The organism is Micromonospora reichwaldensis (assembly GCF_031845925.1).
In the GTDB taxonomy this organism is placed as follows: Bacteria; Actinomycetota; Actinomycetes; order Mycobacteriales; family Micromonosporaceae; genus Micromonospora; species Micromonospora reichwaldensis.
Map to the genome: position 1 here is coordinate 1 of NZ_JAVRFL010000058.1, position 25,986 is coordinate 25,986.

Consider the following 25,986-nt stretch of genomic DNA (forward strand, 5'->3'; position numbering starts at 1 on the left):
GAGGACGTTTTCCTCGCGGCCCGGGCCCACGCCGACGACGCTCACCCTGGTGCCGCAGAGTTCCTCGATGCGGGCGACGTAGCGGCGGGCGTTCTCCGGGAGCTCGTCCTCGGTCCTCGCCTTGGTGATGTCCTCCCACCAGCCGTCGAGCTCCTCGTAGATCGGAGTCGCGTGGTGGAAGTCGGTCTGGGTCATCGGCATGTCGTCGAAGCGCTCGCCGTTGATCTCGTACCCGACGCAGATCGGCACCTTCGGCAGGCCGGTGAGCACGTCCAGCTTGGTGACGACCAGGTCGGTGACGCCGTTGAGGCGGCAGGCGTACCGGGCGACGACGGCGTCGAACCAGCCGCAGCGGCGCTCCCGGCCGGTGGTGGTGCCGTACTCGTGGCCGACCTTGCGCAGGTGCTGCCCGTTGTCGTCGAAGAGCTCGGTCGGGAACGGCCCGGAGCCGACGCGCGTCGTGTAGGCCTTGCTGACCGCGATCACCTTGCTGATCGCCGTCGGCGGGATGCCGGCGCCCACGCAGGCCCCGCCGGCCGTCGGGTTCGACGAGGTCACGAAGGGGTACGTGCCGTGGTCCATGTCGAGCATGGTTGCCTGGGCGCCCTCCAGCAGGACCGTCTCGCCGCGGTCCAGCGCGTCCCAGAGCATGACCCGGGTCTCGGCGATGTACGGCTTGAGTCGCTCCGCGTACCGCAGGTATTCCTCGACGGTCTCCTCGACGTCGATCGCCTTGCGGTTGTAGACCTTGAACAGGAGCTGGTTCTTCTCGCGCAGCGCCAGTTCCAGCTTCTTGCGCAGGATTCCCGGGTCGAGCAGGTCCTGCAGCCGGATGCCCATCCGGGCGACCTTGTCCCCGTACGCGGGGCCGATGCCCCGGCCGGTGGTGCCGATGCGGGAGCTGCCGAGGTAGCGCTCGACGACCCGGTCGAGGGCCCGGTGGTGCGGCATGATCAGGTGCGCGTCGCCGGAGATCCGCAGGCGGCTGACGTCGACACCGCGCTCGGCGAGCCCGTCGATCTCGGCCAGCAGCACCTTCGGGTCGACCACGACGCCGTTGCCGATGACGATCATCGCGCTCGGGGAGAGCGCGCCCGACGGCATCAGGTGCAGCGCGTACTTCTGGCCGTCCGGCGTGATCACCGTGTGGCCGGCGTTGTTGCCGCCGGAGTAGCGCACGACGTAGTCGACCCGCCCACCCAGCAGGTCGGTAACCTTGCCCTTGCCCTCGTCGCCCCACTGGGCACCGAGGAGCACGATCGCTGGCATCTCTTCGCCTCCAGAAGGCTCGGGTGCCAGGTGGCGACCGGTCAGCGAGCCCGGGGTGTCAGGCTAACAAGTAGTGGCGGCGCGGCCGGCAGGGGTCGCGTCGGGAGGCAGGAGGCCTTTCGGTGTACGACGTGGTGCTGCTCACCCTCGGCTCGGACCGCGACGCGTCCGGCGGGGCCTGCGGCAGCGGCGGCTGCTGCGGCGCGGCGCCTCAGGAGCGGGCCGTCCCGGCCGCCGCCGGCACGACCGACGCCGACGCCCCCGCCAGCGGCACGACAGCCGGCAGCACGATCGACGGCGGCACGACAGCCAGCGGCGCGATGGCCGACGCCTGCGCGGCCGGTGGCGCTACGGCCGACGGGCGCTGCGACACCCCGCGGGTGCCGGTGCTGGCCTGCGCGGACGCGCTCACCGCCCGGGGCGCCCGGGTCGAGACGGTCACCGCCCGCTCCGACGCCGAGATCGACGAGGTGCTGGCCCGGTTCGACGGCCCGCCCCGCCCGGACGGCCTCACCTGGCCCGACCCGGACTCCAAGGCCCGGCTCGTGGTCGCCTCGGCCAGTGACGCCCAGTTGCGCGCCGTCGTGCGCCGGCTCGTCCGGCGGTACGCTCCACCGCCCAGCCGCCGCCCCGACGACCTGCCCGGCAACCGGACGGTGCCGGACCTGCCGCCGATCGGCGTACTCCCGCTCGATCCGGCACGGGGCACGACGCACCGTGACCTGGCGGCGCAGCTCGGGCTGCCCCGCGACCCGGCGGCGGTGGCCGCCGCGGTGCTGGACGGCACGCCCCGCCGGCTCGACCTGCTGCGCAACGACGGCGGCTCGGTGACCCTGGACGGCGCGCTCCTCGGCGCCGCCGACGACAGCGGCCGGCCGCTGCACTGGCGCGGGCGGGTGGAGGTGGACGACGCCGTGCTCTCGAACGGTGACGATCCGCTGCTGGCCTGCGCGATCGGCAACGCGGGCGGGTACGCCCGGCTCGACGACGTGGCCCTGCTCGGCGACCCGGACCCGACGGACGGGCTGGTCGAGGTGGCGGTCGCCGTTCCCGTGGTGACCCGCTCGACGTTGGGCAGGAAACGGGTCCGGCTGGAGGTACGACGCGCCCGGGGGCGGGCCGTGGCCGTGCTGCCCCGCGAGGGGAAGGTCCCGTTCCTCGACGACGGGGCCGAGGGCGAGCTGAGCCGGAAGCGGTCCTGGTGGACCGAGCCGGGCGCCTGGGCGGTCTGGGCGGGCTGACCTCGGCGTCCCCGACGCGACCGACGCGGCCGGCCCGCGACGGCCGGCCCGGCGCGGTCACTGGGCCTATCCTCGGCAGGAGGAATGGGGAGGAACCGTGGTGGACGAGAACGTCGACCGGGTCCACGGGCCCGGCCAGCAGCCGATGCCGGAGCGGGACATCGAACCACTCTGGCCGCCCGAGCAGATCGACGGCACCGACACACCGCCCTGGGCGTCGACCGCCGCGCCCCCGTCCCCCGTCCCGCCCCAGGGCCGGCCGGGTCACCCGCCCTCGCCGGCCGACTACCCGTCCCTGCACGGGGTGCCGCTCCCCGACGCGGGGGCGACCGCCCCGCAGGGCGCGAACACCGGCTGGTCGCCCCCACCACCCGCACTCCCGGGCCACCCACCGGCCGCAGTCCCGGGGCCCTCACCTGCCGCAGTCCCAGGATCGGCACCGGCCGCAGTCCCGGGGCCTCCGCCCACCGCAGTCCCGGGGCTTCCACCGGCCGTGGCCCCTGGGCCTCCGCATGCCGCCGCCTCGGACCACCCAGCGACCGGGGCCCCGGCCCATCCGCCGGTCGACGCCTCTGGTCCCCCACCGGTCACGACGTCGGGATGGGTGCCGGACGCCGCGGCCTGGGCACCGCCGACGCCCACCGCGCAGGCCACACCGGCCACGCCGAACACTCCCACGGGCCCGACGGTCCCGCCGGGCCCGGCCCCGAGCCCGAGCCCGACCTCAGGCGCGACCCCGAGCCCGACCTCTGGCCCGAGCCTGGGCCCGGGCATCGGCGCGGTCGGCCCGCCTGTCCCCGGCCCTGCCGGCGACCGTATGACGGTCGGGGTGGGCAGAGGTCCGTCGGCGGCCACCGGAGACGGCGTGCCCGCTCCTCGGGCTCCGCAGACCGGGCCCGCCCGGGTCGACCTCGACATGCCGTTCAGCCTCGACCAGCCGGCCGTACCCGTTCCGGTGGCGTCCCCGCAGCCCGTGGGCACCGCCCGGACCGACACGGGTCCGGGCGAGCCGGACCAGGGGTTCGCCAAGCGGCAGGACAATGCCTCGCCGGCCCCCACGGCCGACGCCTTCCCGGGTGGTCGGCTGTCGCCCCACGGCGCGGCGCCCGGGCCCGGCGGATCCGCCGGGGCTGACGGCCTTCGCCGGACCGGCGACGCCCCGACGGCCGGCTCGCCGACGATGGGCGGGAACGGAACCGGCGACATGACCAACGGCAGTCCGGCGAATGGCAGTACCGGCGGCCCGACGGATGACGGTGTCGGCGGCCCGGCGAACGGCAGTGCCGGCGGCCCCACGCGCGGGGATGCCGACGGTTCCACGAACGGCGGTCCCGGCAGCACCGCGAATGACGGTGCCGAGAGTCCCGCGAATGACGGTGCCGATGGTCCCGCGAACGGGGGTGCCGGCGGCACGGCGACGGGCGGCGGCCAGACCAACGGCGGCGGGGTGCGGATGCCGGCCGAGTCGCCGTGGGCGCAGCCGCCGCAGCGGCCGGCCACGGCGACCGTCGAGCCCGGGCCGGGACCCGGCGCGACCGATCCCGCGCCCACGCACCAGGGCGCCGCGCTCCGACCGACCCTTCACCTTCAGCAACCGGCCCAGCCAGGCCCGGCCGACCAGGCCCTCCCGCCGCCGGGTCCGGCCGACCAGGGCCCACTCCGGCAGGCCCCGCCCCAGGCGGGTGCGCCCCAGGTGCCGTTCCCGCGCGATTCGGCTGGACAGGGCGTGCCGGTCGGCCCCACGCCGAGCCCTGCGCCGAGCCCTGGACGCGACGCGGCGACGCCACAGCAGAGCTTCGGTGCCGACCCGGTGGCGGCACAGCGGTCCGCGCCGCCCGTGCCCTACCCGGCGCAACAGGGCGGGACCCCGCCCGGGCCGTACCCGCCCGGCTGGTATCCGCCCGGCTGGTATCCGCCGCCCTGGCAGCAGGCCGCCCCGGTGGGCCACGCCCCGGCGCCGCAGCAGGCGTACCAGCCGGCGGAGGGGGTCACCGCGGTGCCGCCGGCACAGCCCGACCCGAACTGGCGCCCGGCGATCACCGACCCGCCGACAGCCGAGGACTTCGCGCGCCGCCGGCAGGTCCGGCCCGCCGACCCGGTGGCCACGATGGGCGTACGGGCGGTGGCCAACCGGATGGGGCTGCGGCTGCCGCCAGGGCGGCACGAGCAGGAGATGCGGCGGGACATCGAGACGGTACGCCGCAACTTCGGCGGGCTGCGCCAGGTGACCGTGGTGAACCCGAAGGGCGGCGCCGGCAAGACGGTGGCCATCCTGCTGCTGGCGATGACGTTCGGCCAGAAGCGCGGCGGCTACGTGCTGGCCTGGGACAACAACGAGACTCAGGGCACCCTCGGGATGCGCGCCCAGCAGGACTTCCACTCCCGTACGGTGCGGGACATGCTGCGGGACCTGGACCAGTTCCAGGGCGCGCACGGGCGGGTCGGCGACCTGTCGCAGTACGTCCGCTCGCAGGGCGAGGGGATGTTCGACGTCCTCGCCTCGGACGAGTCGGCCACGGGCGGCGAGATGCTCACCGCCGCGGCCTTCGCCGAGATCCGCGAGGTGGTCAGCCGGTTCTACAAGTTGATTTTCGTGGACACGGGCAACAACGTCCGGGCCCAGAACTGGCAGGCCGCCATGGACGCCACCGACCAGTTGGTGGTCACCATGTCGGCCCGCAACGACTCGGCGGAGACGGCCGCCCGGATGCTCGACCATCTGGAGCAGAGCGGCCGGCAGCGGCTGGTACGGCAGGCGGTCACCGTGGTCTCCATGCCGCCGTCACGCAAGGAGATCGACCTGCCGGCGATCCAGGAGCACTTCGCGGCGCGCACCCGGGCGGTGCTGCTCGCGCCGTACGAGCGGCTCATCGACACCGGCGAGCCGATCCGGTACGGAGGGCTCTCCGCGGCCACCCGGGACGCCTGGCTGAAGATCGCCGCCGCCGTCGCGGAAGGGCTGTAGCCACTCGTTAGGCGCGGCGGGATGGTGGGTTCGGACGAGCCGACGGCCGGCGGGACTGACGCCGTGCCGGCCGTCGGCTCGGACGTCAGTTGCTGGCGAGCGCGTCCGCGGCGGCCGGGTCGCAGTCGCGGAGGAACTGGGCGCAGCGGGCCGCCTCGTCCGCCTCGCCGATCTCGTCGGCGGCCCGGGACAGCACGTAGAGGCAGCGCAGGAAACCCTGGTTCGGCTCGTGCGACCACGGCACCGGACCGAATCCCTTCCAGCCGCTGCGGCGCAGCTGGTCCAGGCCCCGGTGGTAGCCGGTGCGCGCATAGGCGTACGCCGGGATGACCTGGCCGGCGGCGAAAGCCCGCGCGGCCAGCGCACCCCAGCCGGCGCTGTAGGTCGGGAAGCGCGCCGCCACCTGGGCGTACGCCTCGTCGCTGCCGGCCTGCTCGGCGGCGCCCAGGGCGGCGTCGGCCTCGTCGTGCGCGGGGAGGAGAGTGGCCGGTGGTTCCGGCAACAGGTTCTGCATCGCCCCATTCAACCCGCTTCGCCCCTGGGCGCGCGAGGGGGTTGGGCGAGCCGACTGGCTGAACGGCTGAGGAGTTGGTCACGCCTGCGGCCCATGCCCCGGGCCGATGCTTTCGACTACAACTATTGGTCGGGAGCCTCCCCAGGACCCGGTACCGCGGGAGCCCGGTGGTCACGGCCGCCGGGCTCCCATCGGTCCAGCGCAGGGGAAGAGCCCACAGGTTTGGCCGGTTGACCCGGCGGGGCAGGATGGCCAGGGTGCCGACCCCACCTCCCGCGGACGTCATCGAGCCGCACACCTGCACCGACGAGATCGAGACCCGCGCCGAGTTCGACCGGCGGCTGACCACCGGCAGCCTCGTCGGGCTGACCGTGCAGGGGCTACGGCTCGACCTCGATCCCGTCCCCGACCTCACCGCCGTCGAGGTGACCGGCACCCTCTTCGTGGGGTGCCGCTTCGCCTCCCGGGAGGTCGGCGCCGACCTGGTCCGGCGCGGCGCGAACGTGGTGCCGCCGTTCTCCGGGCTGCCCTACCCGACCCAGCCGTCCCACCTCTACACCCCGGAGGAGCTGGCCGCCGGCTTCGCCGAGGGCGGGTTCGCCGGGATGTACGACACCCGCGTCTACGAGCACTTCCGGGCGCACGGCGGGGCGCTGCCGGACGTCCGGGAGGCGCTCGGTCAGCGGCTGCACGACCACGGCGTGGACAACGCGCTGGCCGACGCCACCCGCGCCTGGCTGGCCACCCACGGGCCGCAGTCGGTGGTCGGCATCATGGGCGGGCACGCGGTGCCGCGCGGCAGCGCGCCGTACCGGATGGCGGCGGTGCTGGGCTGGGAGCTGGCGCGGGCCGACCGGCTGGTGGTGACCGGCGGCGGCCCCGGCGTGATGGAGGCCGCCAACCTCGGCGCCCACCTCGCGCTGCGGCCGGTCGAGGACCTGGACGCCGCGATCGACCTGCTGGCCGGGGCCCCGGACTTCACCGACCACGACCGCTACACGGCGGCGGCGTTGCTGGTCCGGGAGCGCTACGGCCAGCCGGTGGTGCCGCCCCGGCCCCGGGACGCCGACACCGGCAGCGTGTCCCGCGCCGACTCGGCCGCGCTGGCCGCCGGCGACGTGGACTGGGCGCGCGCGGGCGGGCTGGCCATCCCCACCTGGCTGTACGGGCACGAGCCGGCGAACCTGTTCGCGGGGCGGATCGCCAAGTACTTCTCCAACGCCATCCGCGAGGACACCATCCTGCGGCTGGCCCGGGGCGGGATCGTCTTCGCCCCCGGCCGGGCGGGCACGGTGCAGGAGGTGTTCCAGGCCGCCACGAAGACCTACTACGGCACCGACGGGGCCAGCGGCGCGTACGTCTTCCTGGACCGCGCGTACTGGACGGACGAGCTTCCGGTGGAGTCGCTGCTGCGGCCGCTGCTGGGCGCCTCGCCGTTCGGCGACCTGTCGTCCTCCGTGCACCTCACCGACGACGTCCACGAGGCGGTCCGGGTGCTCACCACCGGTTAGGAAGGGCACCTTCCTATCGCATTCCGATGTGCAAGGTGCCCTTCCTAACCAAAGCGACGGCCGGCCCCCGGGTGGGGAGCCGGCCGTCGGCGGTACAGGTCAGCGCGTCACTTGGCCAGCGTGGTGCCGGTCGAGCGCAGGTGCTCGCAGGCCTCCGCCACGCGGGCGGCCATGCCGGCCTCGGCGGCCTTGCCCCAGACCCGCGGGTCGTACTGCTTCTTGTTGCCGACCTCGCCGTCCACCTTGAGCACGCCGTCGTAGTTGCGGAACATGTGGTCCGCGACGGGCCGGGTGAAGGTGTACTGGGTGTCGGTGTCGATGTTCATCTTCACCACGCCGTAGTCCAGCGCCTCGCGGATCTCGGACAGCAGCGAGCCGGAGCCGCCGTGGAAGACCAGGCTGAGCGGCTTCTCCTTGCCGTACTTGGCGCCGACCGCCTCCTGGATCTGGTTGAGGATCTCGGGGCGGAGCTTGACGTTGCCCGGCTTGTAGACGCCGTGCACGTTGCCGAAGGTCAGCGCCGCCATGTAGCGGCCCTTCTCGCCCAGGCCGAGCGCCTCGACCATGGCCAGGCCGTCCTCGACGGTGGTGTAGAGCTTGTCGTTGATGGCGTTCTCGACGCCGTCCTCCTCGCCGCCGACCACGCCGACCTCGATCTCAAGGACGATCTTGGCCTCGGCGGCCCGGTCGAGCAGCTCGGCGGCGATCTGCAGGTTCTCCGCCACGGGCACGGCCGAGCCGTCCCACATGTGCGACTGGAACAGCGGCTCCTGGCCGGCGGCCACCCGCTCCTTGGAGATCTGCATGAGCGGCCGGACGAACTTGTCCAGCTTCTCCTGCGGGCAGTGGTCGGTGTGCAGGGCGATGTTGACCGGGTACTTCTTGGCCACCTCGTGCGCGTACGCGGCGAACGCCACCGCGCCGGTGACCATGTCCTTGACGGAGGGGCCGGAGAGGTATTCCGCACCACCGGTCGAGACCTGGATGATGCCGTCGCTCTCCGCGTCGGCGAAGCCCTTCAGCGCCGCGTTCAGGGTCTGCGAGGACGTCACGTTGATCGCGGGGTACGCGTACCGGCCGGCCTTGGCGCGGTCCAGCATCTCCGCGTAGGTCTCGGGGGAAGCGATGGGCATGTCGAACGCTCCTTACTTACCGCTGTCGGCCGTCACCGGCCGCTGTTGTCCCTGGGTGCGCCGGACCGCGCTGTCCACCGTCGGCAGTATCCCGTAGAAGACCGGTGCCGGCACAACCGACCCGGTACGCGCCCGGTCCCTGGCCACCGCCCCGCCGCCCCTCCCACCTGTCGGGCTCGGAAGACGCCGATCAGCCAGGTCGCCACGGCCAGCATGACGGCACCCCGGGACGCGGCCGCGCGACGGCGGTGGTCGCCGACCGGATCAGGAAGCCCACCGTCCCATCCTGGCACCGGGGGCGGCGGCCGGTGGGTCGATTCGGTCGACTCGGCTTCCGAGCGGCGGGCGGGCGCAACCCGTACGGTGTGTGGGGAACTGTCCGCTGAGATCCCGGGAGGGACTGATATGGGTCAGCCCGAAGAGGACTTCGCACCCAGCGACCACCTCAGCCCCGAGGAACGCGACATGGAGGCGGAGCCGGCCGACGCGATCGAGCAGGCCGCCGCGATCGACCCCGGCGACGCCGACACCGAGCCGCACCGTGGCCTGGAGGTCGACGACTGGGACGCGATGGAGCAGGCGCGGGTGGTCGCCGCCGACGAGGACGACTACCGCTGAGCCGTACGTGGGCCGTACGTGGGCCGGACGCCGCCGGACGACCCCGGCGGCGTCCGGCCCCCGCGTCAGCGGGTGCGGTTGACCCGTTCCGGATGCCGCGCCGCCCACTGCGCCAGCCGGTCCTCGCGCAGCGCCGCGAGGAACTCCGGAGCTTCCTCCGGGTCCGGTGTCAGCCGCCGGCCGAGGCCCTCCGGCGGCCCGACCGGGAGACTGAGCCCGACCGGGTCGACGGACGCCAGACCCGGAAGCACCCGCAGCAGGTCCACGAGAGACGGGCCGCCGGCGTCGACGAGGGCGAGGAGCCTGACCGGGCTGGTCAGCACCCCCTGTTCACCTGCCCGACGGATCAGCCCGGCGGCGAAGATCTGCGCGTGCCGTCCCGGTCGAGACCGCCCTCGGGCAGTCCCCGCCGCTGTCGCAGCAGGTCAACGGAGGCGGCACCGTCGAGCCGCTGGGTCGCCGGTCAGCATGACCGCGTACCGCAGCAGCGCGGCCAGCCGTGAGTCGGCGAATTCCTCGTACGTCACTGCACCTCCCGGGCTCCTGCCCCTGATGACGGATCCGGGCGATCGGAACGTTGCGGCGGTCCTGGGCAGCCGTTCGGTCGATGTTCGGCCGTCGCCGGCGAGGCGGGCAGCGAGGATGCTCAGGGATTTCTAGGATTTACTGACCGCTCCGGGCATCGCACGGGAGGAACCCCCACATGCTCACGCACTCCACCCGGCGGTGGCTGGCCGGGCTGGGCGTCGCAGGCGCGCTGGTCGCAGCCTCCGCCATTCCCGCCTCCGCCGCTCCGACCGGGAGCCTCAAGCTCAGTGCCAACGACGTGATCGTCGCCCCCGGCGGCGCGACGAAGTGGGTGACCCTCTCCGCCCTCGGCATCGAGTGGTCCGACGACATCGTCGTGAAGGTGGACCGGAGCGAGGTCGCCGGGTTCGCCGACGTGCGGAGCACCGCCCCCGCCGGCGTCTGCACCGAGGCCGGCGTGATCCTGACGTGCAGGGTCCCCGACCTCGGCGATGGTGACCCGCCCGTGCAGGTCGAGCTGTCGGTGCGGGCGAAGGACGGCGCCAGGCCGGACCAGGAGGGCGAGCTGGCGTTCACCGTCACCGCGCCCGGTTCCGGTTCCGGCAGTTTCCGCTCGACCGTCGCCGTCGGTGAGGGTGTGGATCTCGCCGCCGCCTATTCGTTGAAGCTGACCGGTGCCCCGGGCGGCACGCTCAAGGCCCCGCTCACCCTGGAGAACCGGGGCGAGACGGCCGCCCGCGGTGCGGTGCTGTTCGTCTCCGCCGGCTACGGGCTCCGCCCCTCGCAGCGATACGAGAACTGCCGGTACGCCAGCGGCGCGTTCGGGGCCAACCCGTTCGTCTGCACGTTCGACACCGTCATCGCGCCGCACGAGGCCGCCGCGCTCGACTCCAGCTTCGGCTTCACCGTGCCGGCCGACAGTTGGGCTCCCGCCGCCTACTCCGGCTCCGCGTTCTGGTTCACCCCGGCGGACTGGAAGGAGTACAAGGCCCACACGAACGTGGATGACGATCTCGGGCCGGGGGGCACCGACGGCAAGCTCGAACTGCGGCCCGTCACCACGCGTCGTTCGGCGCAGACCGATGTCGACCCGTACGACAACCAGACGTGGATCGAGCTCCAGGTGACCGGCGACCAGCGGGCCGACGTGGCGGCGCTCGGGGCGAAGGTGGACGCCCGGGTGGGCAGGACCGTCCCGGTGACCTTCGGTTACGTCAACCACGGCCCGGCGGCGGTCGGCATCGGAAGCCGCCCGGACGTCATGGTCTCGACCACCGTCACGCTGCCGAAGGGTGTCACCGCCGTACGCGCCCCGAAGACCTGCGTCAGCAACGCGAGCGGCGAGGGTGAGCCGGGCGAGCCGGGAGCCTCGGCCTATCGATGCTCCCTGACCGGCCGGGTCGGCAAGGGCGAGAAGGTGGAGTTCGCCTTCACGCTGCGCATCGACAAGGCCGGCAGCCACACCGGTGAGGTGCGGCTGCACATCAGCGACGAGAACCCGACCAACGACACCGCCAGGATCCTGGTGAACGCGACCGGCGGCCAGGGCGGCGGGAACGACGACGGTGACGGCGGCACCCTGCCGATCACCGGCGGGTCCACCGGCCTGATCGCCGGCGTCGGCGGGCTGCTGCTCGTCGCGGGCGTGGGCGGCTACGTGCTGACCAGGCGCCGCAGGACCCGCTTCGTCGCCTGATCGACCCGGATCGCGGGAAAACGGGACGACGCAAGATCGAAGACACTGGGACCATGGGCGCGTGCTGCTCACCCTGACCACCACGCACCAGCCGGCGACCGACCTCGGGCACCTGCTGGTCAAGCACCCCGACCGCACGCACGCCTTCGACGTGCCGGTCGGCACCGCGCACGTGTTCTACCCGCAGGCGGACGAGCAGCGTTGCACCGCCGCCCTGCTGCTCGACGTCGACCCGCTGCGCCTGGCCGGCGCGCGGGGCCGCGGCCGGCAGCAGGCGCCGACCCCGGACAGCTTCACCCTCGGGCGGTACGTCAACGACCGGCCCTACGCGGCGTCCAGCCTGCTCTCCTCCGCGCTGTCGAAGGTGTACCGCTCGGCTCTGCGCGGCGAGTCCCGCGAGCGCCCCGAGCTGGCCCGTACGCCGATCCCGCTGGAGGTGCGGGTGCCGGTGCTGCGCTGCCGGGGCGGCGCGGACGTGGCGGTCCGGATGTTCGGCCCGCTCGGCTGGGCGGTGACCGCCGCCCCGATCCCGCTCGACGAGCGGCACCCGGACTGGGGCGACAGCCGGTACGTCGACCTGACGCTGACCGGCACGCTGCGCGTCGCCGACGCGCTCAACCACCTCTACGTCCTGCTGCCGGTGCTGGACGACGCCAAGCACTACTGGGTCGCCCCGGACGAGGTCGACAAGCTACTGCGGGCGGGCGAGGGCTGGCTGGCCGACCACCCGGAACGCGACATGATCACCCGCCGCTACCTGGCGCACCGGCGGGCGCTGGCCGGCCTAGCCCTGGCCCGCCTGGCCGAGCGACGCCCGACCGACGAGCCGGCCGCCGACGGGGCGACCGGGGACGAGGCGACCGGGGACGGCACGACCGCGGACGGGGCGACCGGGGAGGGCGGGCGGGTCTCGGCCCGCCGGGCGTCACTGGCCGCACGCCGGCGGGAGGCGGTGCTCGGCGCGCTCGCCGGTGCGGGTGCGTGCCGCGTGCTGGATCTCGGCTGCGGCGGCGGCGCCCTGCTCGCCGCGTTGGTCGGCGACCGCCGGTTCACCGAGATCGTGGGCACCGACGTGTCCACGCACGCGCTGGCCCTGGCCGCCCGGCGGCTGCGGCTGGACCGGCTGCCCGAGCGGCAGCGGGACCGCATCCGGCTCTGGCAGTCGGCGCTGACCTACCGGGACGACCGGCTGCGCGGGTACGACGCGGCGGTGCTGATGGAGGTGATCGAGCACGTCGATCCGCCCCGGCTGCCGGCGTTGGAGGACGCCGTGCTCGGTCACGCCAACCCGGCGACGGTCGTGGTGACCACGCCGAACGCCGAGTACAACGTCCGCTACGAGGGGCTGCCCGCCGGGCGGTTCCGGCACGCCGACCACCGCTTCGAGTGGACCCGCGCGGAGTTCGCCGCCTGGGTCGACCGGGTGTCCACCACGTACGGCTACACCGCCGCGATCAGCGGGGTCGGCGACGACGATCCCGAAGTCGGCGCCCCCACCCAGCTCGTCGTGCTGACCCGGAAGGAGAACCCGTGACCACCCTCGACATCCCCGAGCTGGCCCTGGTCGCACTCGTCGGCGTCTCCGGCTCCGGCAAGTCCACCTTCGCGCGCCGGCACTTCGCGCCCAGCCAGGTGCTCTCCTCGGACACGTTCCGGGCGATGGTCGCCGACGACGAGAACGACCAGTCCGCCTCCGCCGACGCCTTCGACGCGCTGCACCACGTCGCCGCCACGCGGCTGCGCCGGGGCCGGCTCACGGTGGTCGACGCGACAAACCTCCAGCCGCACGCCCGGGCGGGCCTGGTGCGGGTGGCCCGCGAGCACGACGTGCTGCCGGTGGCCGTCGTGCTGGACGTGCCCGAGGCGCTGGCGTGGGAACGCACCGAGGGCCGCGCCGACCGCACCTTCAACCGGCACGTGCTCGCCCGGATGCAGCGCGACCTGCGTCGGGCGTACAAGCTGTTGGCCCGGGAGGGCTTCCGCAAGGTGCACGTGCTGCGCGGCGTCGAGGAGATCGACGCCGCCGAGATCCGCTACGAGAAGCTGTTCAACGACCGGCGCGAGCTGACCGGGCCGTTCGACATCGTCGGGGACGTGCACGGCTGCCGCGCCGAGCTGGAGGCACTGCTCGTCCGGCTCGGCTGGGAGCTGCGCCGCGACGAGCGGGGCCGGCCGGTGGACGCGACGCACCCGTCGGGGCGTACCGCCGTCTTCGTCGGTGACCTGGTGGACCGCGGCCCGGACTCCCCCGGCGTGCTCCGCCTGGTGATGGGCATGGTCGCCGCCGGGCACGCGATCTGCGTGCCCGGCAACCACGAGCAGAAGCTGCTGCGCCGGCTGCGCGGCCGCGAGGTGCGGCTCACCCACGGACTGGCCGAGACGATGGAGCAGCTAGCGGCCGAACCGGACTCCTTCGTGGCCGAGGTGGCGGGCTTCATCGACGGCCTGACCAGCCACTTCGTGCTCGACGGCGGCCGGCTGGTGGTCGCGCACGCCGGGCTGAAGGAGGCGTACCAGGGCCGCGCGTCGGGCCGGGTGCGCTCCTTCGCGCTGTACGGCGAGACCACCGGCGAGACCGACGAGTACGGGATGCCGGTGCGCTACCCGTGGGCGCGGGAGTACCGGGGTTCGGCGATGGTGGTCTACGGGCACACGCCGGCCGCCGTGCCGGAGTGGGTGAACAACACCATCTGCGTCGACACCGGCTGTGTCTTCGGCGGCCGGCTCACCGCGCTGCGCTACCCGGAGAAGGAGCTGGTCTCGGTGCCGGCGGAGCGGGAGTGGTACGCCCCGGTCCGCCCGCTGGCCGCCGCGCCGGCCCGGCCCGACCAGGTGCTGGAGCTGACCGACGTGACCGGCCGACGGCACGTCGAGCACCCGTACGGGTCGCTGACCGTGCCGGCGGAGAACGCGGCCGCCGCGCTGGAGGTGATGAGCCGCTTCGCGGTCGACCCGCGCTGGCTGGCCTGGCTGCCGCCGACGATGGCGCCCTGCTCGACGGCGACGGCCGGCGGCTTCCTGGAGCACCCGGCGCAGGCGTTCGCCGACTACCGCGCGGCGGGCGTGGACCGGGTGGTCTGCGAGGAGAAGCACATGGGCTCGCGGGCCGTGGTGCTGGTCTGCCGGGAGCCCGACGGCGGGCCCTTCGGCCCGGGCGGCGGGGTGGTGCACACCCGCACCGGCCGCCCGTTCTTCGGCGCACCGCTCGACACCGAGCTGCTCGACCGGGTGCGCGCGGCGGTCGGCGGGGCGGGGCTCTGGGACGAGCTGGGGACCGACTGGCTGCTGCTCGACTGCGAGCTGCTGCCCTGGTCGGCGAAGGCGGGCGGCCTGATCCGCGAGCAGTACGCCGGGGTCGGCGCCGCCGGCCGGGCCGTCCTGCCGGCGGCGCTCGCCGCGCTGGAGGCGGCGGCCGGGCGGGGCCTGCCGGTGGGCGAGCTGCGTGACCGGATGGCCCGTCGCCGCGACGAGATCCTGGCCTACTCGGACGCCTACCGGGCGTACGTGGGGCCGACCGACGGGCTGCGCGGCGTGACCCTGGCCCCGTTCGCGGTGCTGGCCGGCGCGAAGGCCAGCTACGCCGACCGGGACCACGGCTGGCACCTCGGGCTGGCCGACCGGCTCTGCGCCGCCGGCCCGGAGTTCTTCACACCGACGCGCCGCCAGGTCGTCGACCTGGCCGATCCGGCCGCCGAGGCGGCGGCCACCGAGTGGTGGCTGGCGCTGACGGCGGCCGGCGGCGAGGGCATGGTGGTGAAGCCGTACGCCGGCCCGGCCGCCCGGTCCGAGCGGGGTTCGCTGCTCCAGCCGGGCATCAAGTGCCGGGGCCGGGAGTACCTGCGGATCATCTACGGTCCCGGCTACGACGAGCCGGAGCAGTTGGCCGCGCTGCGCCGCCGGTCGTTGGGGCGCAAGCGGGGGCTGGCGCTGCGGGAGCACGGGCTGGGGCTGGCGGCGCTGGACGCGATGGTCGCCGGCGCTCCGCTGTGGCGCCGTCACGAGCTGGTCTTCGCGATCCTGGCCTGCGAGTCCGAGCCGGTCGACCCCCGGCTGTGACGACGCGCGACGGGTGACGGCGGTCGGCGGCGGCCGTCGCCCGTGACCGCCGGGCGGCGGCCGTCACCCGTCGCCGCCGGGCGTCGGCTGTCGGTGGCCGCGGGTATGGTCGCCGGCCATGACGTACGAGGCGTTCTACGAGCCGGCCGGCGGTGGTCGGTTCGGGTCGACGCCGGCGACCGCCGGCCCGTGGGATCCGGCCGCCCAGCACGCCGGCCCCCCGTCGGCCCTGCTCGCCCGGGCGCTCGCCGGTCACGACCCGGTCGACGGCCAGCTCCTCACCCGCGTGTCGGTGGACATCCTGCGCCCGGTGCCGGTGGCGGAGCTGACGCTGCGGGTCCGTACGGTCCGGGCCGGCCGCCGGATCACGCTGGTGGAGGGGGTCGCGGAGGCCGGCGGGCAGGAGGTGCTGCACGCCCGGGGCTGGCGCGTCCTGGCCCCGGCCGAGCCGACGCCCGCGACGGCCGACGACGGGCCACCGGTGCCGGGGCCGGACGCGGGCACCGAGCCGGAGCACTGGGCCGCCGCGCACTCCGCCGGCTACCTGTCGGCCATGCAGTGGCGTTTCGTCTCCGGCGCGTTCGTCGAGCCTGGCCCGGCCCGGGTGTGGGTACGGCCCCGGATCCCGCTGCTGCCCGGCGAGCCCGTCGGCCCTGCGGAGCTGGCGCTGCTGGTGGCGGACTCGGGCAGCGGGGTGAGTGCCCGGCTGGACCTGGCCCGGTGGCTGTTCGTGAACGTCGACCTGACGGTGACCCTGCACCGGCCGCCGCGCGGCGAGTGGCTCCTGCTCGACTCGGCCACCACGATCGGGCCGCACGGTTCGGGCGTGGCGGCGAGCCGGCTGGCCGACGCCGACGGCACCGTGGGTGGCGCCGTGCAGACGCTCGTCGTCGCACCCCGCTGAGGCGGCGCGGCGGGCCGGGCCCCGGTGCCGGATGTCACTGCCAGGCGGGGGGTGGCACCGCCTCGCGCGCTGTGACGTCGAGCACCGGGCCGGCCGGCGGCCACCTAGACTACGGACGTTCCGTCACCGACCGGCATACATCGGAGGTCGCCTCGTGCCGACGCCCACCACCACCCTGGCCCTGGGGCCGAGCTGGCTCGATCCAGAGGTGTTGATCTCGACGTTCGGGCTGATCGGCATCCTGGTGATCGTCTTCGCCGAGTCCGGCCTGCTGATCGGGTTCTTCCTGCCGGGCGACTCGCTGCTGTTCACCGCGGGGCTGCTCACCGCGGACGGGAAGTACATCACCTACCCGCTGTGGCTGGTCTGCCTGCTCATCACCATCGCGGCGATCGCCGGCGACCAGGTCGGGTACGCGTTCGGCCGCAAGGTCGGCCCGGCGCTGTTCCGCCGGCCGAACTCGAAGCTGTTCAAGCAGGAGAACGTGCTCAAGGCGCACGAGTTCTTCGAGAAGTACGGCGCGCGCTCCATCGTGCTGGCCCGCTTCGTGCCGATCGTGCGGACGTTCACGCCGATCGTGGCCGGGGTCAGCCGGATGAACTACCGCACGTTCGTGATCTACAACGTGATCGGCGGCGTGCTCTGGGGCACGGGCGTGACCGTGCTCGGCTATTTCCTCGGCCAGATCCCGTTCGTCAAGGCGAACATCGAGATGATCCTGATCGGCATCGTGCTGATCTCGGTGATCCCGATCGCCGTCGAACTGCTCCGGGCGTGGCTGGCCGCCAGGCGTGGCACCACCCCGCAGGAGCGGGCCGCCGCCGAGGAGGCGATCCGGGAGACCCGCGAGCACTACGGCAAGCACTGACCGACCGGCCGTCCGGTGCCACCCCCGGTGGGGGATGGCACCGGACGATCGGTGAAGGTCAGCGCGCCTTCTTGGTGGCGCGCTTGCGCGGCGGGGTCAGCAGATCGGCGATCGTGGCGATCGCCGACGGCACCAGCCGGTAGTACGCCCAGACACCGCGCTTCTCCCGCTCCAGCAAGCCGGCCTCGGTGAGGATACGCAGGTGGTGACTGACCGTCGGCTGCGAGAGGCCGAGGGGTGCGGTCAGGTCGCACACGCACGCCTCGCCCTCGGGCGCCGACTGGATCAGGCTGAGCAGCCGAAGTCGAGCGGGGTCGGCGAGGGCCTTGAGGACCCCCGCCAGACGCTCGGCATCGGCACGTTCGATCGGCTCGCCGGCAAGCGGCGAGATCTGAGGCATAGTCATTTCGGCCAACGCAGTTCCCACGTATTCCATCCTTCCACCAGCAGCATCGATCCGCCTGCATATCGGCGGATCCGAATCGGCAGACTTTTACGCCACAAGGCCGAGGTCAGCCAACGTATAGGCCGCTCGATACGGCAATCCGGCGGCTCGCACCGCGTCGCCGGCGCCTCGATCAACAATAACCGCCACACCCACGATCTCGGCCCCGACCTCGCGAAGGGCCTCGACCGCCGTCAACACACTTCCCCCGGTGGTGGAAGTGTCCTCCACCGCCAACACCCGCCGGCCGGCCACGTCCGGCCCTTCGATCCGACGCTGGAGACCGTGCGTCTTACCCGCCTTGCGGACCACGAACGCGTCCACCGGACGGTCGGTCCCGGACGCGGCGTGCACCATCGACAGCGCCACCGGGTCGGCGCCCAGGGTCAGCCCGCCCACCGCGTCGTACTCCCAGTCGGCCGTCAGGTCACGCATCACGCGCCCCACCAACGGAGCGGCCTGGTGATGGAGCGTGACGCGACGTAGATCGACGTACCAGTCGGCCTCGCGGCCTGAGGAGAGCACCACCCGGCCGTGGACCACCGCCAGGTCAGTGATGAATTTACGCAGGTCGTCGTGGTCCCCCATGCCGATAGAGGGTACTGCTCAAGTCTGGGAGTCGTGTGCGGGGTCCACCGGGATCAGCCCTGGGGACGACCGGCGGGTGGCGATGGCCGGCTACGCTGAGCGACCGTTCAGCCGGACATATCGGACGATCGACGGAGGTCGACGGGATGAGCCGGCCCCGACCCGCCGCTCAGCCGCCGTCGCGGCCGATCCGGCCCCGGGTGTCCCGGGACACCGCCTCCAGCAGCCGCCGGGGCGCGTGCCGCAGCCCCGCCACGGCGAGCTTGTACTTCCACGCGGGAACGCTGACCAGCTTGCCTTTCCGCAGGTCACGCAGGGCTTCGTCGACCACGTCGTCGGCCCGCAGCCACATCCACTCCGGCGTCTTCGACATGTTGATGCCGGCGCGCTCGTGGAACTCCGTACGCGTGTAGCCGGGGCAGAGCGCCATCACGCGTACGTCGAAGGGCCGGGCGGACTGGCCGACGGACTCGCTGAAGTTGGTGACCCACGCCTTGCTGGCGGAGTATGTCGAACCCGGCATGACCGCGCCGAACCCCGCCACCGAAGAGACATTTATCACTGCCCCACGGCGCCGCTCGGTCATCGGACGCAGGGCCGCGAGGGTCAGCCGCATCACGGCGTGCACGTTGAGCCGCAGCAGCCGCGCCTCGTCCTCGGCGGACGAGCGCAGGAACGGGGTGTTCAGGCTGATCCCGGCGTTGTTGACCAGCAGCTCGATCGGCGGGCCCTCGGCCAGCCGCCGCTCCACCGTCGCGCAACCGTCGTCGGTGGACAGGTCGGCCGGGATCGTCTCGACCTCCCGGCCGTGCCGCCCGGTCAGCTCCGCGGCCGTCGCGGCCAGCCGGTCCGCGTCCCGGGCCACCAGCACCAGGTGCCAACCGTCGGCGGCCAGCCGGCGGGCGAAGGCGGCACCGATGCCGGCGGTCGCTCCGGTGATCAGGGCCCGCCGCTCGCTGGCCGACTGGTCGAGCGTCACGGGCGGTCCTCACTCGGCGGGTACGGGGGCGCGGGCGGCTGGTGCGGGGGCTGGACGGGTGACGGCGCGGGGTGCTGCGGGGCGGACGACGCGGGCCGCGGACGGAACCAGGCGCCCGCCGCCGGCAGTGCCAGCAGCACGGCTACCACAAGGTAACCGAGCACCTGGCCGACGGAAAGCCCCGCGCCCAGCGGAATCCACCAGGACGGGTAGGCGTCGGCGAGGAGGCCGAGGAGTTCGGCCCTCGGCCGCTCGTCCTCGCCCGACCCGAGCGGAGTGGCGCGCTGCCCGACCAGCAGCGCGAGCCCGCAGCACCCGGCGATCAGCCCCAGCCCGGAGACCACCCAGATCGCGGTGCGGGCGCCGTCCCGGCCGGCCCGCAGGCCGAGGGCGAGAGCGGCGAGGAGCAGCCCCGCGAGCAGGCTCACCACCGCCGTCAGCACGGTGGACACGCCCAGCAGGGTGACCGTCCCGTCGATCTGGTCCGGGAGTGCCGAGGTGTCCGTCGCGGCGGCACGGAACCGGTCGACGGTGCCGCCCCGGGTCGCCACACCGGCGGCGGCGTACGCGAGGGCGGCGACCGCCATCAGCGCCAGCAGCGCCACGGCCGCCGTGACGACGGCCGGACGGCGGGCCGGTGCCCGATCGGGGTGCGACACGACGAGTCCCTCCGGTAGGCGTCGGGTTGCAACCTACTCGGAGGGACCGTCGGCGTCGCTGTTATCGACCCGTCAACTCACCGGCGGCGGGGTCGGTCCGGGACGGTCCGACCCGGGCTGCTCGCCACCCGGGTTCGACCCCGGCTGGCCCGGCTGGTCCCCGCCGTACGGCGTGGACGGCGGCTGGTCGCCCGCGGCCGGCGGGTAGCCCGGCTGGTCGGACGACTGCGGCTGGCCGGGCGTCGGCGGGTAGCCCGGCGTGGGCGGGTAGCCGGGCTGGCCGGACTGCGGGTAGCCGGGCTGGCCACCGGACTGCGGGTAGGCCGCACCCGGGACCGGCGGCTCCCAGCCCTGCTTCGGCTTGCGGAAGAACTCGTTGGCCTTCGGCAGCGCCAGCAGGATCAGCGCGGCGAGCAGCGCGAGCAGCCCGAGCACGCTGAGCAGCGTGGTGACCGGGGTGAACCAGCCGGGCAGCGCCTCGTCGAGGCGGCGCTGGATCTCCTCCGGGCTCGGCGCGTCGCCGGTCGTCTGACCGGTGCCCATGCCGCCGCCCACTCCGCTGACCAGTCCGCCGCCCGTGCAGCAGACCATGATGCCGCCGATCACCCAGGTGGTGATCCGCGAGCCGTTGCTGCCCCGGTTGTTGAACACCCCGAGCACGGCCAGCACGACCGCGAGCAGGAGCACGAAGACAGCGCCACCGATGGTGATCATGGTGGTGATGTCGGCCAGGTTCTGCGTGCCGTTGGCGTCGGTGCCCCGGTACGCCTCGTCGAGCACCTCCGAGATGGTGCCGACGGTGGAGAGCGTGATGATGAGGCCGATCAGCTGCGTGAGCGCGAACAGCCACAGCAGATACGTGGATATGGTCACCACACCCGGCCGGGTGCGGGCCGGCGTGTTGTGGGAATCGACCATGATTCTCCTTCCCTAGATCGCGGTCACACCGTATCCAGGTCGAGCCAGTCCGGCACGTCAGACGGGCGTTGACCCGCCGGGACGGCGGCGATCGCGGGCCACGGGCGGCACCTCAGTAGCCGCGCCACTCCGCGCGGGCGTACTCCAGCACGTGGGGCTGGAGCAGGGTGGAGGCCGGCACGTCCACCCGGGCCCGATCGGCGGGGAAGGACCCGGCGGCGGAGAGCGTCGCCGCGTCGAGGAAGCGCAGCGCGGGCGCGTCCGGCGGCAGGGCCAGGGCGGGCGCGGTCGGGCCGGGGGCCGCCAGCAGGAAACCCCAGTCGCCGAAGGACGGCACGTCCACGTGGTACGGCGTGGTGGCGAAGCCCGCCTCGCGCAGCGACGCCTCGATCGACCAGTACGACCGGGGCGCGAAGTACGGCGAGCCGGACTGCACCACCAGCCGCCCGCCCTCGGCCAGCACCGCCCGTACCAGCGCGTAGAACTCGACCGTGTAGAGCTTGGCGGTGGCCGTCTCGTCGGGGTCGGGCAGGTCGGCCACGACCGCGTCGAACCGGTCGGGGGCGGTACGCAGCCAGGCGAACGCGTCGGCGTGCACCACCCGGACCCGGGGGTCGTCGAGCGCCCCGCCGTTGAGCCGGCGCAGCTGCGGCTCGCTGCGGGCCAGCGCCACCACCGCCGGGTCCAGGTCCACCACCGTGATCCGCCGGACGTCCGGGTAGCGCAGCAGCTCGCGTACGGCGAGCCCGTCCCCGGCGCCCAGCACCAGCACCTCGCCGCGCGGGCCGTTCAGCACCGGATGCACCAGCGCCTCGTGGTAGCGGTACTCGTCGACCGAGCTGAACTGGAGGTCGCCGTTGAGGAAGAGCCGCAGGTCGGTGCCGGCGCGGCCGGTCTCGGCGACCGAGCGGGTCAGCACGATCTCCTGGTAGCGGCTGCGCTCGGAGTGCACCACCGGATCCCGGTAGAGCTGCTGGCGGGCGGTCAGCTCGAAGTCGTGCGCGGTCACCCACGCGTACCCGAGGCTGAGGAAGACCACGACGCTGCCGGCGCCGAGCGCGACGCGCGCCCGGCGGCTCAGCTCCCGCCGGAAGACCGTGCAGATCAGCGCGAGCCCGGCGACGGCGTTCACCGCGCCGACCACCAGCGCGCCCTTGAGCAAACCGAAGACCGGCAGCAGCAGGAACGGGAAGGCCAGCCCGCCGAGCAGCGCGCCGACGTAGTCGGCGGCGAACAGGTCCGCCACCGCGCTGCCGGCCGCCTGCTCCCGGATGCGTTGCAGCAGCACCATCAGCAGCGGGATCTCCGCGCCGATCAGCAGGCCGAGCACGAAGGCGGTGGCGACCAGCGCCGGGCCGTAGAGGTCCAGCCACGCGAAGGCCGCGTAGAGGCCGAGCACGGAGAGGCCACCGAGCAGGGCCAGGGCCAGCTCGATCGCGGCGAACGCGGGGGCGGACCGGGGCTGCAGGGGCTTGGCGGCGAGCGCCCCCACGCCCATCGCGAACACCATCACGCCGAGCACGATCGACGCCTGCCCGACCGTGTCCCCGATCAGGTAGCTGCCCAGGGCGACGAGGGCCAGCTCGTAGACCAGGCCGCAGGCGGCACAGACGAAGACCGCGACGAGCACCGCCGCGCGGGACAGCCGCCACCGCGCGGGCGGTGCCGGCGCGTCGACGGTCACCGGCCCTCCGGCGTACGCCTGGGGTCCCGCGCGGCGGCCTGCCGGGCGACCCTGAAGTCCCGCATCCCGGCCCCCGCCTGTGCCTGCCGCTGGGCCTCTTCGCGGCGTTGCCGGCCGCGCTGCCAGAAGCCGACGGCGAACAGCAGCGCGGTGAACAGCAGCAGGCCGACCGCGGCGAGCAGGTAGCCCCAGCGGTCCCGCCAGAGGTCGCTACCGGCGTCCGGCAGCGGTGGCGTGTCGGCCGTCGCGGCCGCCGGGGTCGCAGCCGGCTCCACCACCCCCGCCTCCGCGGCGAGCAGCGGCAGCGAGACGGCGGCCCGGGTGACGGCCCAGCCCGGCTCGTCGACGAAGGTGTCCTCGGTCAGCCCGAGCCGCTCCAGCCCGCTCTGCATCCGCAGCCGGGCGGTGGCGGAGACGTCGTCGGAGGTCTCCACCGTGATGCGGGCGAAGTCGTTGCTCTCGCTGCTCTCCGAGGTGTACGCGACCTGGGCGACCACCTGCACCCAGCGCGGGCAGGCCGCGTTCTCCTCGACCGCCACCCCCTCGCCGAGGTTCGAGCCGACGCTGAGGTCCGTGTACTCGTAGAAGTCCCGCAGCACCCAGCCGTAGCAGATGCCCTGGCTGGCGCTGGAGCGTTGCAGGATCGGCACGGTGTCGCCGCGCTCCTGCGCCGTCGGCGGCAGCACGTCGTCGCCGCCACCACTCCGGTTGATCAGGCCGATGCCCACGCAGCCCAGGACGACCACACCGATGACCGCCCAGACGATCCAGGTGCCCTGGTTCGCGTTCGCGACCGCCGCCTGCGGCCCGCCGGGCTGCTTCGCCGTGGTCATCAGCTGATGGCGGCGGCGATGATCGCACCGGTGGCGAGGTGCACGACGGCGGAGACCCAGACCGCCGGGTGCGGCTGCTGGTCGACCAGGATCTCGCCGAGCCTGCCCGGCGTGGCGACGTCGAGCAGCACGAAGGCCGCCGCCATGATCACCAGACCGAGGATCCCGTACGCGGACGCGCCGACGATGCCGAGCGCGAAGTCGTCGTCGCTGGCGGCGATGGCGGCGACCACGATGATGCCGACGCCGGCGAGGTTCGAGGCGAGCAGCAGCGCGGCGTTGCGGTTGCGCTCGGTCCAGATCAGCTGGTTGAGCTTGCCGGGGGTGGCGAGGTCCACCAGGACGTAGCCGATGCCCATCAGCAGGACACCGACCGCCCCGTAGGCGAGGGTGACCAGCAGATCGGTGACGAGGGTCTGCACAGGAGGCTCCAGGGTGAGGGTGGTCGGTGCGTCACTTGCCGCTGCCGGGGCCGCCGCCCCGGACGGTGCTGCCACGGCCCCAGCCCCAGTGGGAGCCGACCGTGGAGTGGTAGCGGGGGTAGGCGGTGCTCATGCGCTCCAGCAGGATCACCGAGCCGGCGGCGATCGGCAGGATCACCACCGAGTCGTCGTCGTAGCGCAGGTAGACGCCGCTGCCGTCGACGTACTGGTCGGCCGGCTGCCACGCGTCGGTGACATCCTTCGCCACCTGGCTCGGCGAACGGGGCGAGGTGTAGGCGACGGCGTTGCGGCCGATGTCCCGGCTCGCCGCCCGCTTGTACTTGTCCTCGACGTAGCCGCGCGGCGAGAAGCTGCCGTAGAAGATCGCGAAGGCGGCGACCAGGGCGCCGATGACGGCGAACGCCACCCCCACCACGAACCAGCGTCGGTACGTCATCGCAGTGCCACCACCGTCTCGGTCAGGACCAGCTCGTTGGTCTGTGGATACGCGTGCCAGGTGCGCCAGGCGAGGGTGCCGGCCGGCGGGTCGGGGCGGACCGCCAGCGCGGTCACCGCGTCGGCGTCGCCGGGGAACACGCCCACCAGCGCGTACGGGTCGTCGGCCAGGCCGGCGCGGAGGGCGGCCACCTGCTCGCTCAGCCCCGCGCCGGCGGGGCGCAGCACGGTCGCCGTGAAGTGGTAGCCGCTCGCCTCGTCCCGTACCGCACCGGGCAGCTCCGGCGGGCGGCCGGGCAGGCAGGCGACCGTCTCGGTCAGCGCCGCGCCGGGCGCGTGCAGGACCACCTGGTGCGAGGCGCCGAGCAGCCGCAGCCGCAGCCGGACGCCGTCGGGCAGGTCGAGGTCGAGCACGTGCAGCGCGGGCCGCTCGACGTCGTCGAGCGCCAGGCTGAGGTCGGCGGCGCTGGTGTCGACGTACGGGGCGTCGAGGGTGACGAGCATCAGCCCACCTCGGACTGCGGATAGATCATCACGTCGCCGCGGTGCAGCAGCTCACCGAGCGCCACCTCCCAGCCCGCCTCCCCGTACGCCTCGAAGGAGAGCCGGGCGCCGCCGGGCGCCTGGTAGTCGTGGTACCGCATCGTGCCGGTCGGGTCGAGCCCGGTGTTGCCGACGGCGGTGAAGCGGGCCTGGCCGGACTCGTTCCAGTTGTAGCGGCGGCCGGCGAAGTCGATGGTCGGGGCGCCGGGGGTCACGGTGGCGCCCTGCTCGGCTCCCCAGAGCACCAGCTCCAGCTCCGGGTCCTCCTCGACGGAGAGCCAGCGCCGCACGCCGCCGGCGTCGTCGAGCAGGTGCTCGGCCCAGCTCCAGCCGCCCTCGACCAGGCGGATCGAGCCGCGCACCGCGTACGACACGCCCCGGATCTCGACGATGTCGCCGGGCTTCAGCCGGCGCGGGTCACCGCGCAGCGCGTCGGCGTCCCGGTCCCGCAGCGGGTCACCCGGCCCCTTGGCCCGTTGTTGCGGGCGCGAACGCGTCCGGTTCCAGGCGACCGCGGCCACCACCAGGCCCGCCACTCCGACCAGACAACCCATCGCCGCCAGCACGTACGCGAGCGTTCCGCTCAACCCGACCACCTCCCCAGGTACGTCGGCGCAGACGGTAACAACCCCGCGCACCTGGGGAAAATGCCTGGTCGGGGAGTGAGAGGCCGGTTACGCCACGTGCCCGGCGACCGCCCTCTGCCGGGCCCGCTTTTCGAGGCCCTACGGCCCGTCGGGGCGGTCCGTGGCGTAATCGCGCAGGGTGGTGCGGCCCATGACGCAGCCCGTGAAGGTGCCGAACTCGGCCGGGTCCTCGCGCAACGCCGTCCAGGCGGCGCGCCCGGCGGTCGGGTCGACGCGCTCCAGCAGCGTGGCGGCGTAGACGCGCCCGGCCGGGGTGCCCTCGGCGAGCAGCCGGTCGAGCCGCGTGCGTACGCCCTCGGGAGCGTCGCCCAGTGCGGCCTCGACCCGCCGGTACGCCTCGGTCACCGGCAGCAGCGTCCCGGCGATCCCCACCCCACCGAACGCCACCGTCTCGGCCTGCCGCAGCTCGTCGAAGGCCGCCTCGACCTCCCGCTCCCGATCCGTCTTCCGCCCCATCCCGAACACCCTCCACCCCTCCCCCTCTTCTAACCCCTTCCCCACCCCCACCC

25 protein-coding genes are annotated in these 25,986 nt (G+C 74.0%); 9 read left to right on the top strand and 16 right to left on the bottom strand.

Going from position 1 to position 25,986, the window contains the following annotated elements; all coding sequences use genetic code 11:
- A partial coding sequence (locus RM555_RS29860; protein WP_311414841.1) for an adenylosuccinate synthase occupies positions 1-1,269 on the bottom strand: 1,269 nt, incomplete at its 3' end.
- A 122-nt stretch (positions 1,270-1,391) separates the two neighbouring features.
- Between RM555_RS29860 and RM555_RS29865 the strand changes: the two genes are divergently transcribed.
- Together RM555_RS29865 and RM555_RS31120 are read left to right on the top strand one after the other, a co-directional pair.
- Positions 1,392-2,510 (top strand): diacylglycerol kinase family protein, encoded by a 1,119-nt coding sequence (locus RM555_RS29865; RefSeq protein WP_311414842.1) that lies wholly within the window; start codon positions 1,392-1,394, stop codon positions 2,508-2,510.
- Between the two features lie 1,204 nt (positions 2,511-3,714).
- On the top strand, positions 3,715-5,475 hold the full coding sequence (locus tag RM555_RS31120) for a chromosome partitioning protein (RefSeq protein ID WP_396888869.1): 1,761 nt from the start codon (positions 3,715-3,717) through the stop codon (positions 5,473-5,475).
- Between the two features lie 85 nt (positions 5,476-5,560).
- On the opposite strand, the gene RM555_RS29875 is transcribed toward RM555_RS31120, so the two are convergent.
- Positions 5,561-5,989 carry a DUF3151 domain-containing protein gene (locus RM555_RS29875; protein ID WP_311414844.1) on the bottom strand — a complete coding sequence of 143 codons (429 nt, stop codon included), beginning with the start codon at positions 5,987-5,989 and terminating at the stop codon, positions 5,561-5,563.
- A gap of 257 nt (positions 5,990-6,246) precedes the next feature.
- Here RM555_RS29875 and RM555_RS29880 point away from each other — a divergent pair, with 257 nt between their 5' ends.
- A complete protein-coding gene (locus tag RM555_RS29880) occupies positions 6,247-7,500 on the top strand; it encodes an LOG family protein (RefSeq protein WP_396888867.1) in 1,254 nt (417 codons plus the stop codon).
- Between the two features lie 107 nt (positions 7,501-7,607).
- On the opposite strand, the gene fbaA is transcribed toward RM555_RS29880, so the two are convergent.
- Positions 7,608-8,633: a class II fructose-bisphosphate aldolase gene (fbaA, locus tag RM555_RS29885; protein ID WP_132235200.1), complete on the bottom strand. Its 1,026-nt coding sequence runs from the start codon at positions 8,631-8,633 to the stop codon at positions 7,608-7,610.
- Between the two features lie 405 nt (positions 8,634-9,038).
- Between fbaA and RM555_RS29890 the strand changes: the two genes are divergently transcribed.
- Positions 9,039-9,251, top strand: coding sequence for a hypothetical protein (locus RM555_RS29890; protein WP_311414846.1), 213 nt, complete (start codon positions 9,039-9,041; stop codon positions 9,249-9,251).
- 65 nt (positions 9,252-9,316) lie between these two features.
- On the opposite strand, the gene RM555_RS29895 is transcribed toward RM555_RS29890, so the two are convergent.
- Complete coding sequence (locus tag RM555_RS29895; RefSeq protein ID WP_311414847.1) at positions 9,317-9,574, bottom strand: hypothetical protein; 258 nt, start codon at positions 9,572-9,574, stop codon at positions 9,317-9,319.
- A 380-nt stretch (positions 9,575-9,954) separates the two neighbouring features.
- Here RM555_RS29895 and RM555_RS29900 point away from each other — a divergent pair, with 380 nt between their 5' ends.
- The 5 genes from RM555_RS29900 (at position 9,955) to RM555_RS29920 (ending at position 17,303) form a co-directional block, all read left to right on the top strand.
- The gene (locus tag RM555_RS29900; protein ID WP_311414848.1) at positions 9,955-11,475 is read left to right on the top strand and encodes an LPXTG cell wall anchor domain-containing protein; all 1,521 of its coding nucleotides are present in this window, start codon (positions 9,955-9,957) and stop codon (positions 11,473-11,475) included.
- A 61-nt stretch (positions 11,476-11,536) separates the two neighbouring features.
- Positions 11,537-13,009, top strand: a complete 1,473-nt coding sequence (locus RM555_RS29905) for a 3' terminal RNA ribose 2'-O-methyltransferase Hen1 (protein ID WP_311414849.1) — start codon at positions 11,537-11,539, stop codon at positions 13,007-13,009.
- On the top strand, positions 13,006-15,531 hold the full coding sequence (locus tag RM555_RS29910; RefSeq protein ID WP_311414850.1) for a polynucleotide kinase-phosphatase: 2,526 nt from the start codon (positions 13,006-13,008) through the stop codon (positions 15,529-15,531). Before RM555_RS29905 ends, RM555_RS29910 begins: the two co-directional genes overlap by 4 nt.
- 118 nt (positions 15,532-15,649) lie before the next feature.
- Positions 15,650-16,435 (top strand): thioesterase family protein, encoded by a 786-nt coding sequence (locus RM555_RS29915; protein WP_311414851.1) that lies wholly within the window; start codon positions 15,650-15,652, stop codon positions 16,433-16,435.
- A 154-nt stretch (positions 16,436-16,589) separates the two neighbouring features.
- Positions 16,590-17,303: a DedA family protein gene (locus RM555_RS29920; RefSeq protein WP_311414852.1), complete on the top strand. Its 714-nt coding sequence runs from the start codon at positions 16,590-16,592 to the stop codon at positions 17,301-17,303.
- Positions 17,304-17,361: 58 nt separating this feature from the next.
- On the opposite strand, the gene RM555_RS29925 is transcribed toward RM555_RS29920, so the two are convergent.
- From RM555_RS29925 to RM555_RS29980, 12 genes are all read right to left on the bottom strand, one after another.
- A complete protein-coding gene (locus tag RM555_RS29925; RefSeq protein WP_007454255.1) occupies positions 17,362-17,739 on the bottom strand; it encodes an ArsR/SmtB family transcription factor in 378 nt (125 codons plus the stop codon).
- A gap of 57 nt (positions 17,740-17,796) precedes the next feature.
- Complete coding sequence (locus RM555_RS29930; protein WP_121397268.1) at positions 17,797-18,336, bottom strand: orotate phosphoribosyltransferase; 540 nt, start codon at positions 18,334-18,336, stop codon at positions 17,797-17,799.
- Positions 18,337-18,505: 169 nt separating this feature from the next.
- Positions 18,506-19,315 carry an SDR family NAD(P)-dependent oxidoreductase gene (locus tag RM555_RS29935; RefSeq protein ID WP_311414853.1) on the bottom strand — a complete coding sequence of 270 codons (810 nt, stop codon included), beginning with the start codon at positions 19,313-19,315 and terminating at the stop codon, positions 18,506-18,508.
- On the bottom strand, positions 19,312-19,974 hold the full coding sequence (locus RM555_RS29940) for a hypothetical protein (protein WP_311414854.1): 663 nt from the start codon (positions 19,972-19,974) through the stop codon (positions 19,312-19,314). Before RM555_RS29940 ends, RM555_RS29935 begins: the two co-directional genes overlap by 4 nt.
- Before the next feature lie 72 nt (positions 19,975-20,046).
- On the bottom strand, positions 20,047-20,892 hold the full coding sequence (locus RM555_RS29945) for a hypothetical protein (RefSeq protein WP_396888868.1): 846 nt from the start codon (positions 20,890-20,892) through the stop codon (positions 20,047-20,049).
- A 112-nt stretch (positions 20,893-21,004) separates the two neighbouring features.
- The gene (locus RM555_RS29950) at positions 21,005-22,576 is read right to left on the bottom strand and encodes a polyamine aminopropyltransferase (RefSeq protein WP_311414856.1); all 1,572 of its coding nucleotides are present in this window, start codon (positions 22,574-22,576) and stop codon (positions 21,005-21,007) included.
- On the bottom strand, positions 22,573-23,409 hold the full coding sequence (locus tag RM555_RS29955; protein ID WP_311414857.1) for a hypothetical protein: 837 nt from the start codon (positions 23,407-23,409) through the stop codon (positions 22,573-22,575). Before RM555_RS29955 ends, RM555_RS29950 begins: the two co-directional genes overlap by 4 nt.
- Positions 23,409-23,831: a DUF350 domain-containing protein gene (locus RM555_RS29960; RefSeq protein ID WP_311414858.1), complete on the bottom strand. Its 423-nt coding sequence runs from the start codon at positions 23,829-23,831 to the stop codon at positions 23,409-23,411. The genes RM555_RS29955 and RM555_RS29960 overlap by 1 nt, the downstream gene beginning before the upstream one ends.
- Positions 23,832-23,862: 31 nt before the next feature.
- A complete protein-coding gene (locus RM555_RS29965; protein WP_311414859.1) occupies positions 23,863-24,288 on the bottom strand; it encodes a DUF4247 domain-containing protein in 426 nt (141 codons plus the stop codon).
- A complete protein-coding gene (locus RM555_RS29970; RefSeq protein WP_311414860.1) occupies positions 24,285-24,791 on the bottom strand; it encodes a DUF2617 family protein in 507 nt (168 codons plus the stop codon). The genes RM555_RS29965 and RM555_RS29970 overlap by 4 nt, the downstream gene beginning before the upstream one ends.
- Positions 24,791-25,417, bottom strand: coding sequence for a DUF4178 domain-containing protein (locus RM555_RS29975; protein WP_311414861.1), 627 nt, complete (start codon positions 25,415-25,417; stop codon positions 24,791-24,793). The genes RM555_RS29970 and RM555_RS29975 overlap by 1 nt, the downstream gene beginning before the upstream one ends.
- A 138-nt stretch (positions 25,418-25,555) precedes the next feature.
- On the bottom strand, positions 25,556-25,933 hold the full coding sequence (locus RM555_RS29980) for a hypothetical protein (protein WP_311414862.1): 378 nt from the start codon (positions 25,931-25,933) through the stop codon (positions 25,556-25,558).
- Positions 25,934-25,986 lie beyond the last annotated feature (53 nt).

What these genes read in the sequence shown, in the direction of transcription:
- RM555_RS29890 (WP_311414846.1), top strand. Translation starts at nt 9,039, where the DNA reads ATGGGTCAGCCCGAAGAGGACTTCGCACCCAGCGACCACCTCAGCCCC.
- RM555_RS31120 (WP_396888869.1), top strand. Translation starts at nt 3,715, where the DNA reads ATGACCAACGGCAGTCCGGCGAATGGCAGTACCGGCGGCCCGACGGAT.
- RM555_RS29970 (WP_311414860.1), bottom strand. Translation starts at nt 24,791, where the DNA reads ATGCTCGTCACCCTCGACGCCCCGTACGTCGACACCAGCGCCGCCGAC.
- RM555_RS29900 (WP_311414848.1), top strand. Translation starts at nt 9,955, where the DNA reads ATGCTCACGCACTCCACCCGGCGGTGGCTGGCCGGGCTGGGCGTCGCA.
- RM555_RS29955 (WP_311414857.1), bottom strand. Translation starts at nt 23,409, where the DNA reads ATGACCACGGCGAAGCAGCCCGGCGGGCCGCAGGCGGCGGTCGCGAAC.
- RM555_RS29965 (WP_311414859.1), bottom strand. Translation starts at nt 24,288, where the DNA reads ATGACGTACCGACGCTGGTTCGTGGTGGGGGTGGCGTTCGCCGTCATC.
- RM555_RS29930 (WP_121397268.1), bottom strand. Translation starts at nt 18,336, where the DNA reads ATGGGGGACCACGACGACCTGCGTAAATTCATCACTGACCTGGCGGTG.
- RM555_RS29915 (WP_311414851.1), top strand. Translation starts at nt 15,650, where the DNA reads ATGACGTACGAGGCGTTCTACGAGCCGGCCGGCGGTGGTCGGTTCGGG.
- RM555_RS29875 (WP_311414844.1), bottom strand. Translation starts at nt 5,989, where the DNA reads ATGCAGAACCTGTTGCCGGAACCACCGGCCACTCTCCTCCCCGCGCAC.
- RM555_RS29925 (WP_007454255.1), bottom strand. Translation starts at nt 17,739, where the DNA reads ATGGAATACGTGGGAACTGCGTTGGCCGAAATGACTATGCCTCAGATC.
- RM555_RS29980 (WP_311414862.1), bottom strand. Translation starts at nt 25,933, where the DNA reads ATGGGGCGGAAGACGGATCGGGAGCGGGAGGTCGAGGCGGCCTTCGAC.
- RM555_RS29945 (WP_396888868.1), bottom strand. Translation starts at nt 20,892, where the DNA reads ATGGTCGATTCCCACAACACGCCGGCCCGCACCCGGCCGGGTGTGGTG.
- fbaA (WP_132235200.1), bottom strand. Translation starts at nt 8,633, where the DNA reads ATGCCCATCGCTTCCCCCGAGACCTACGCGGAGATGCTGGACCGCGCC.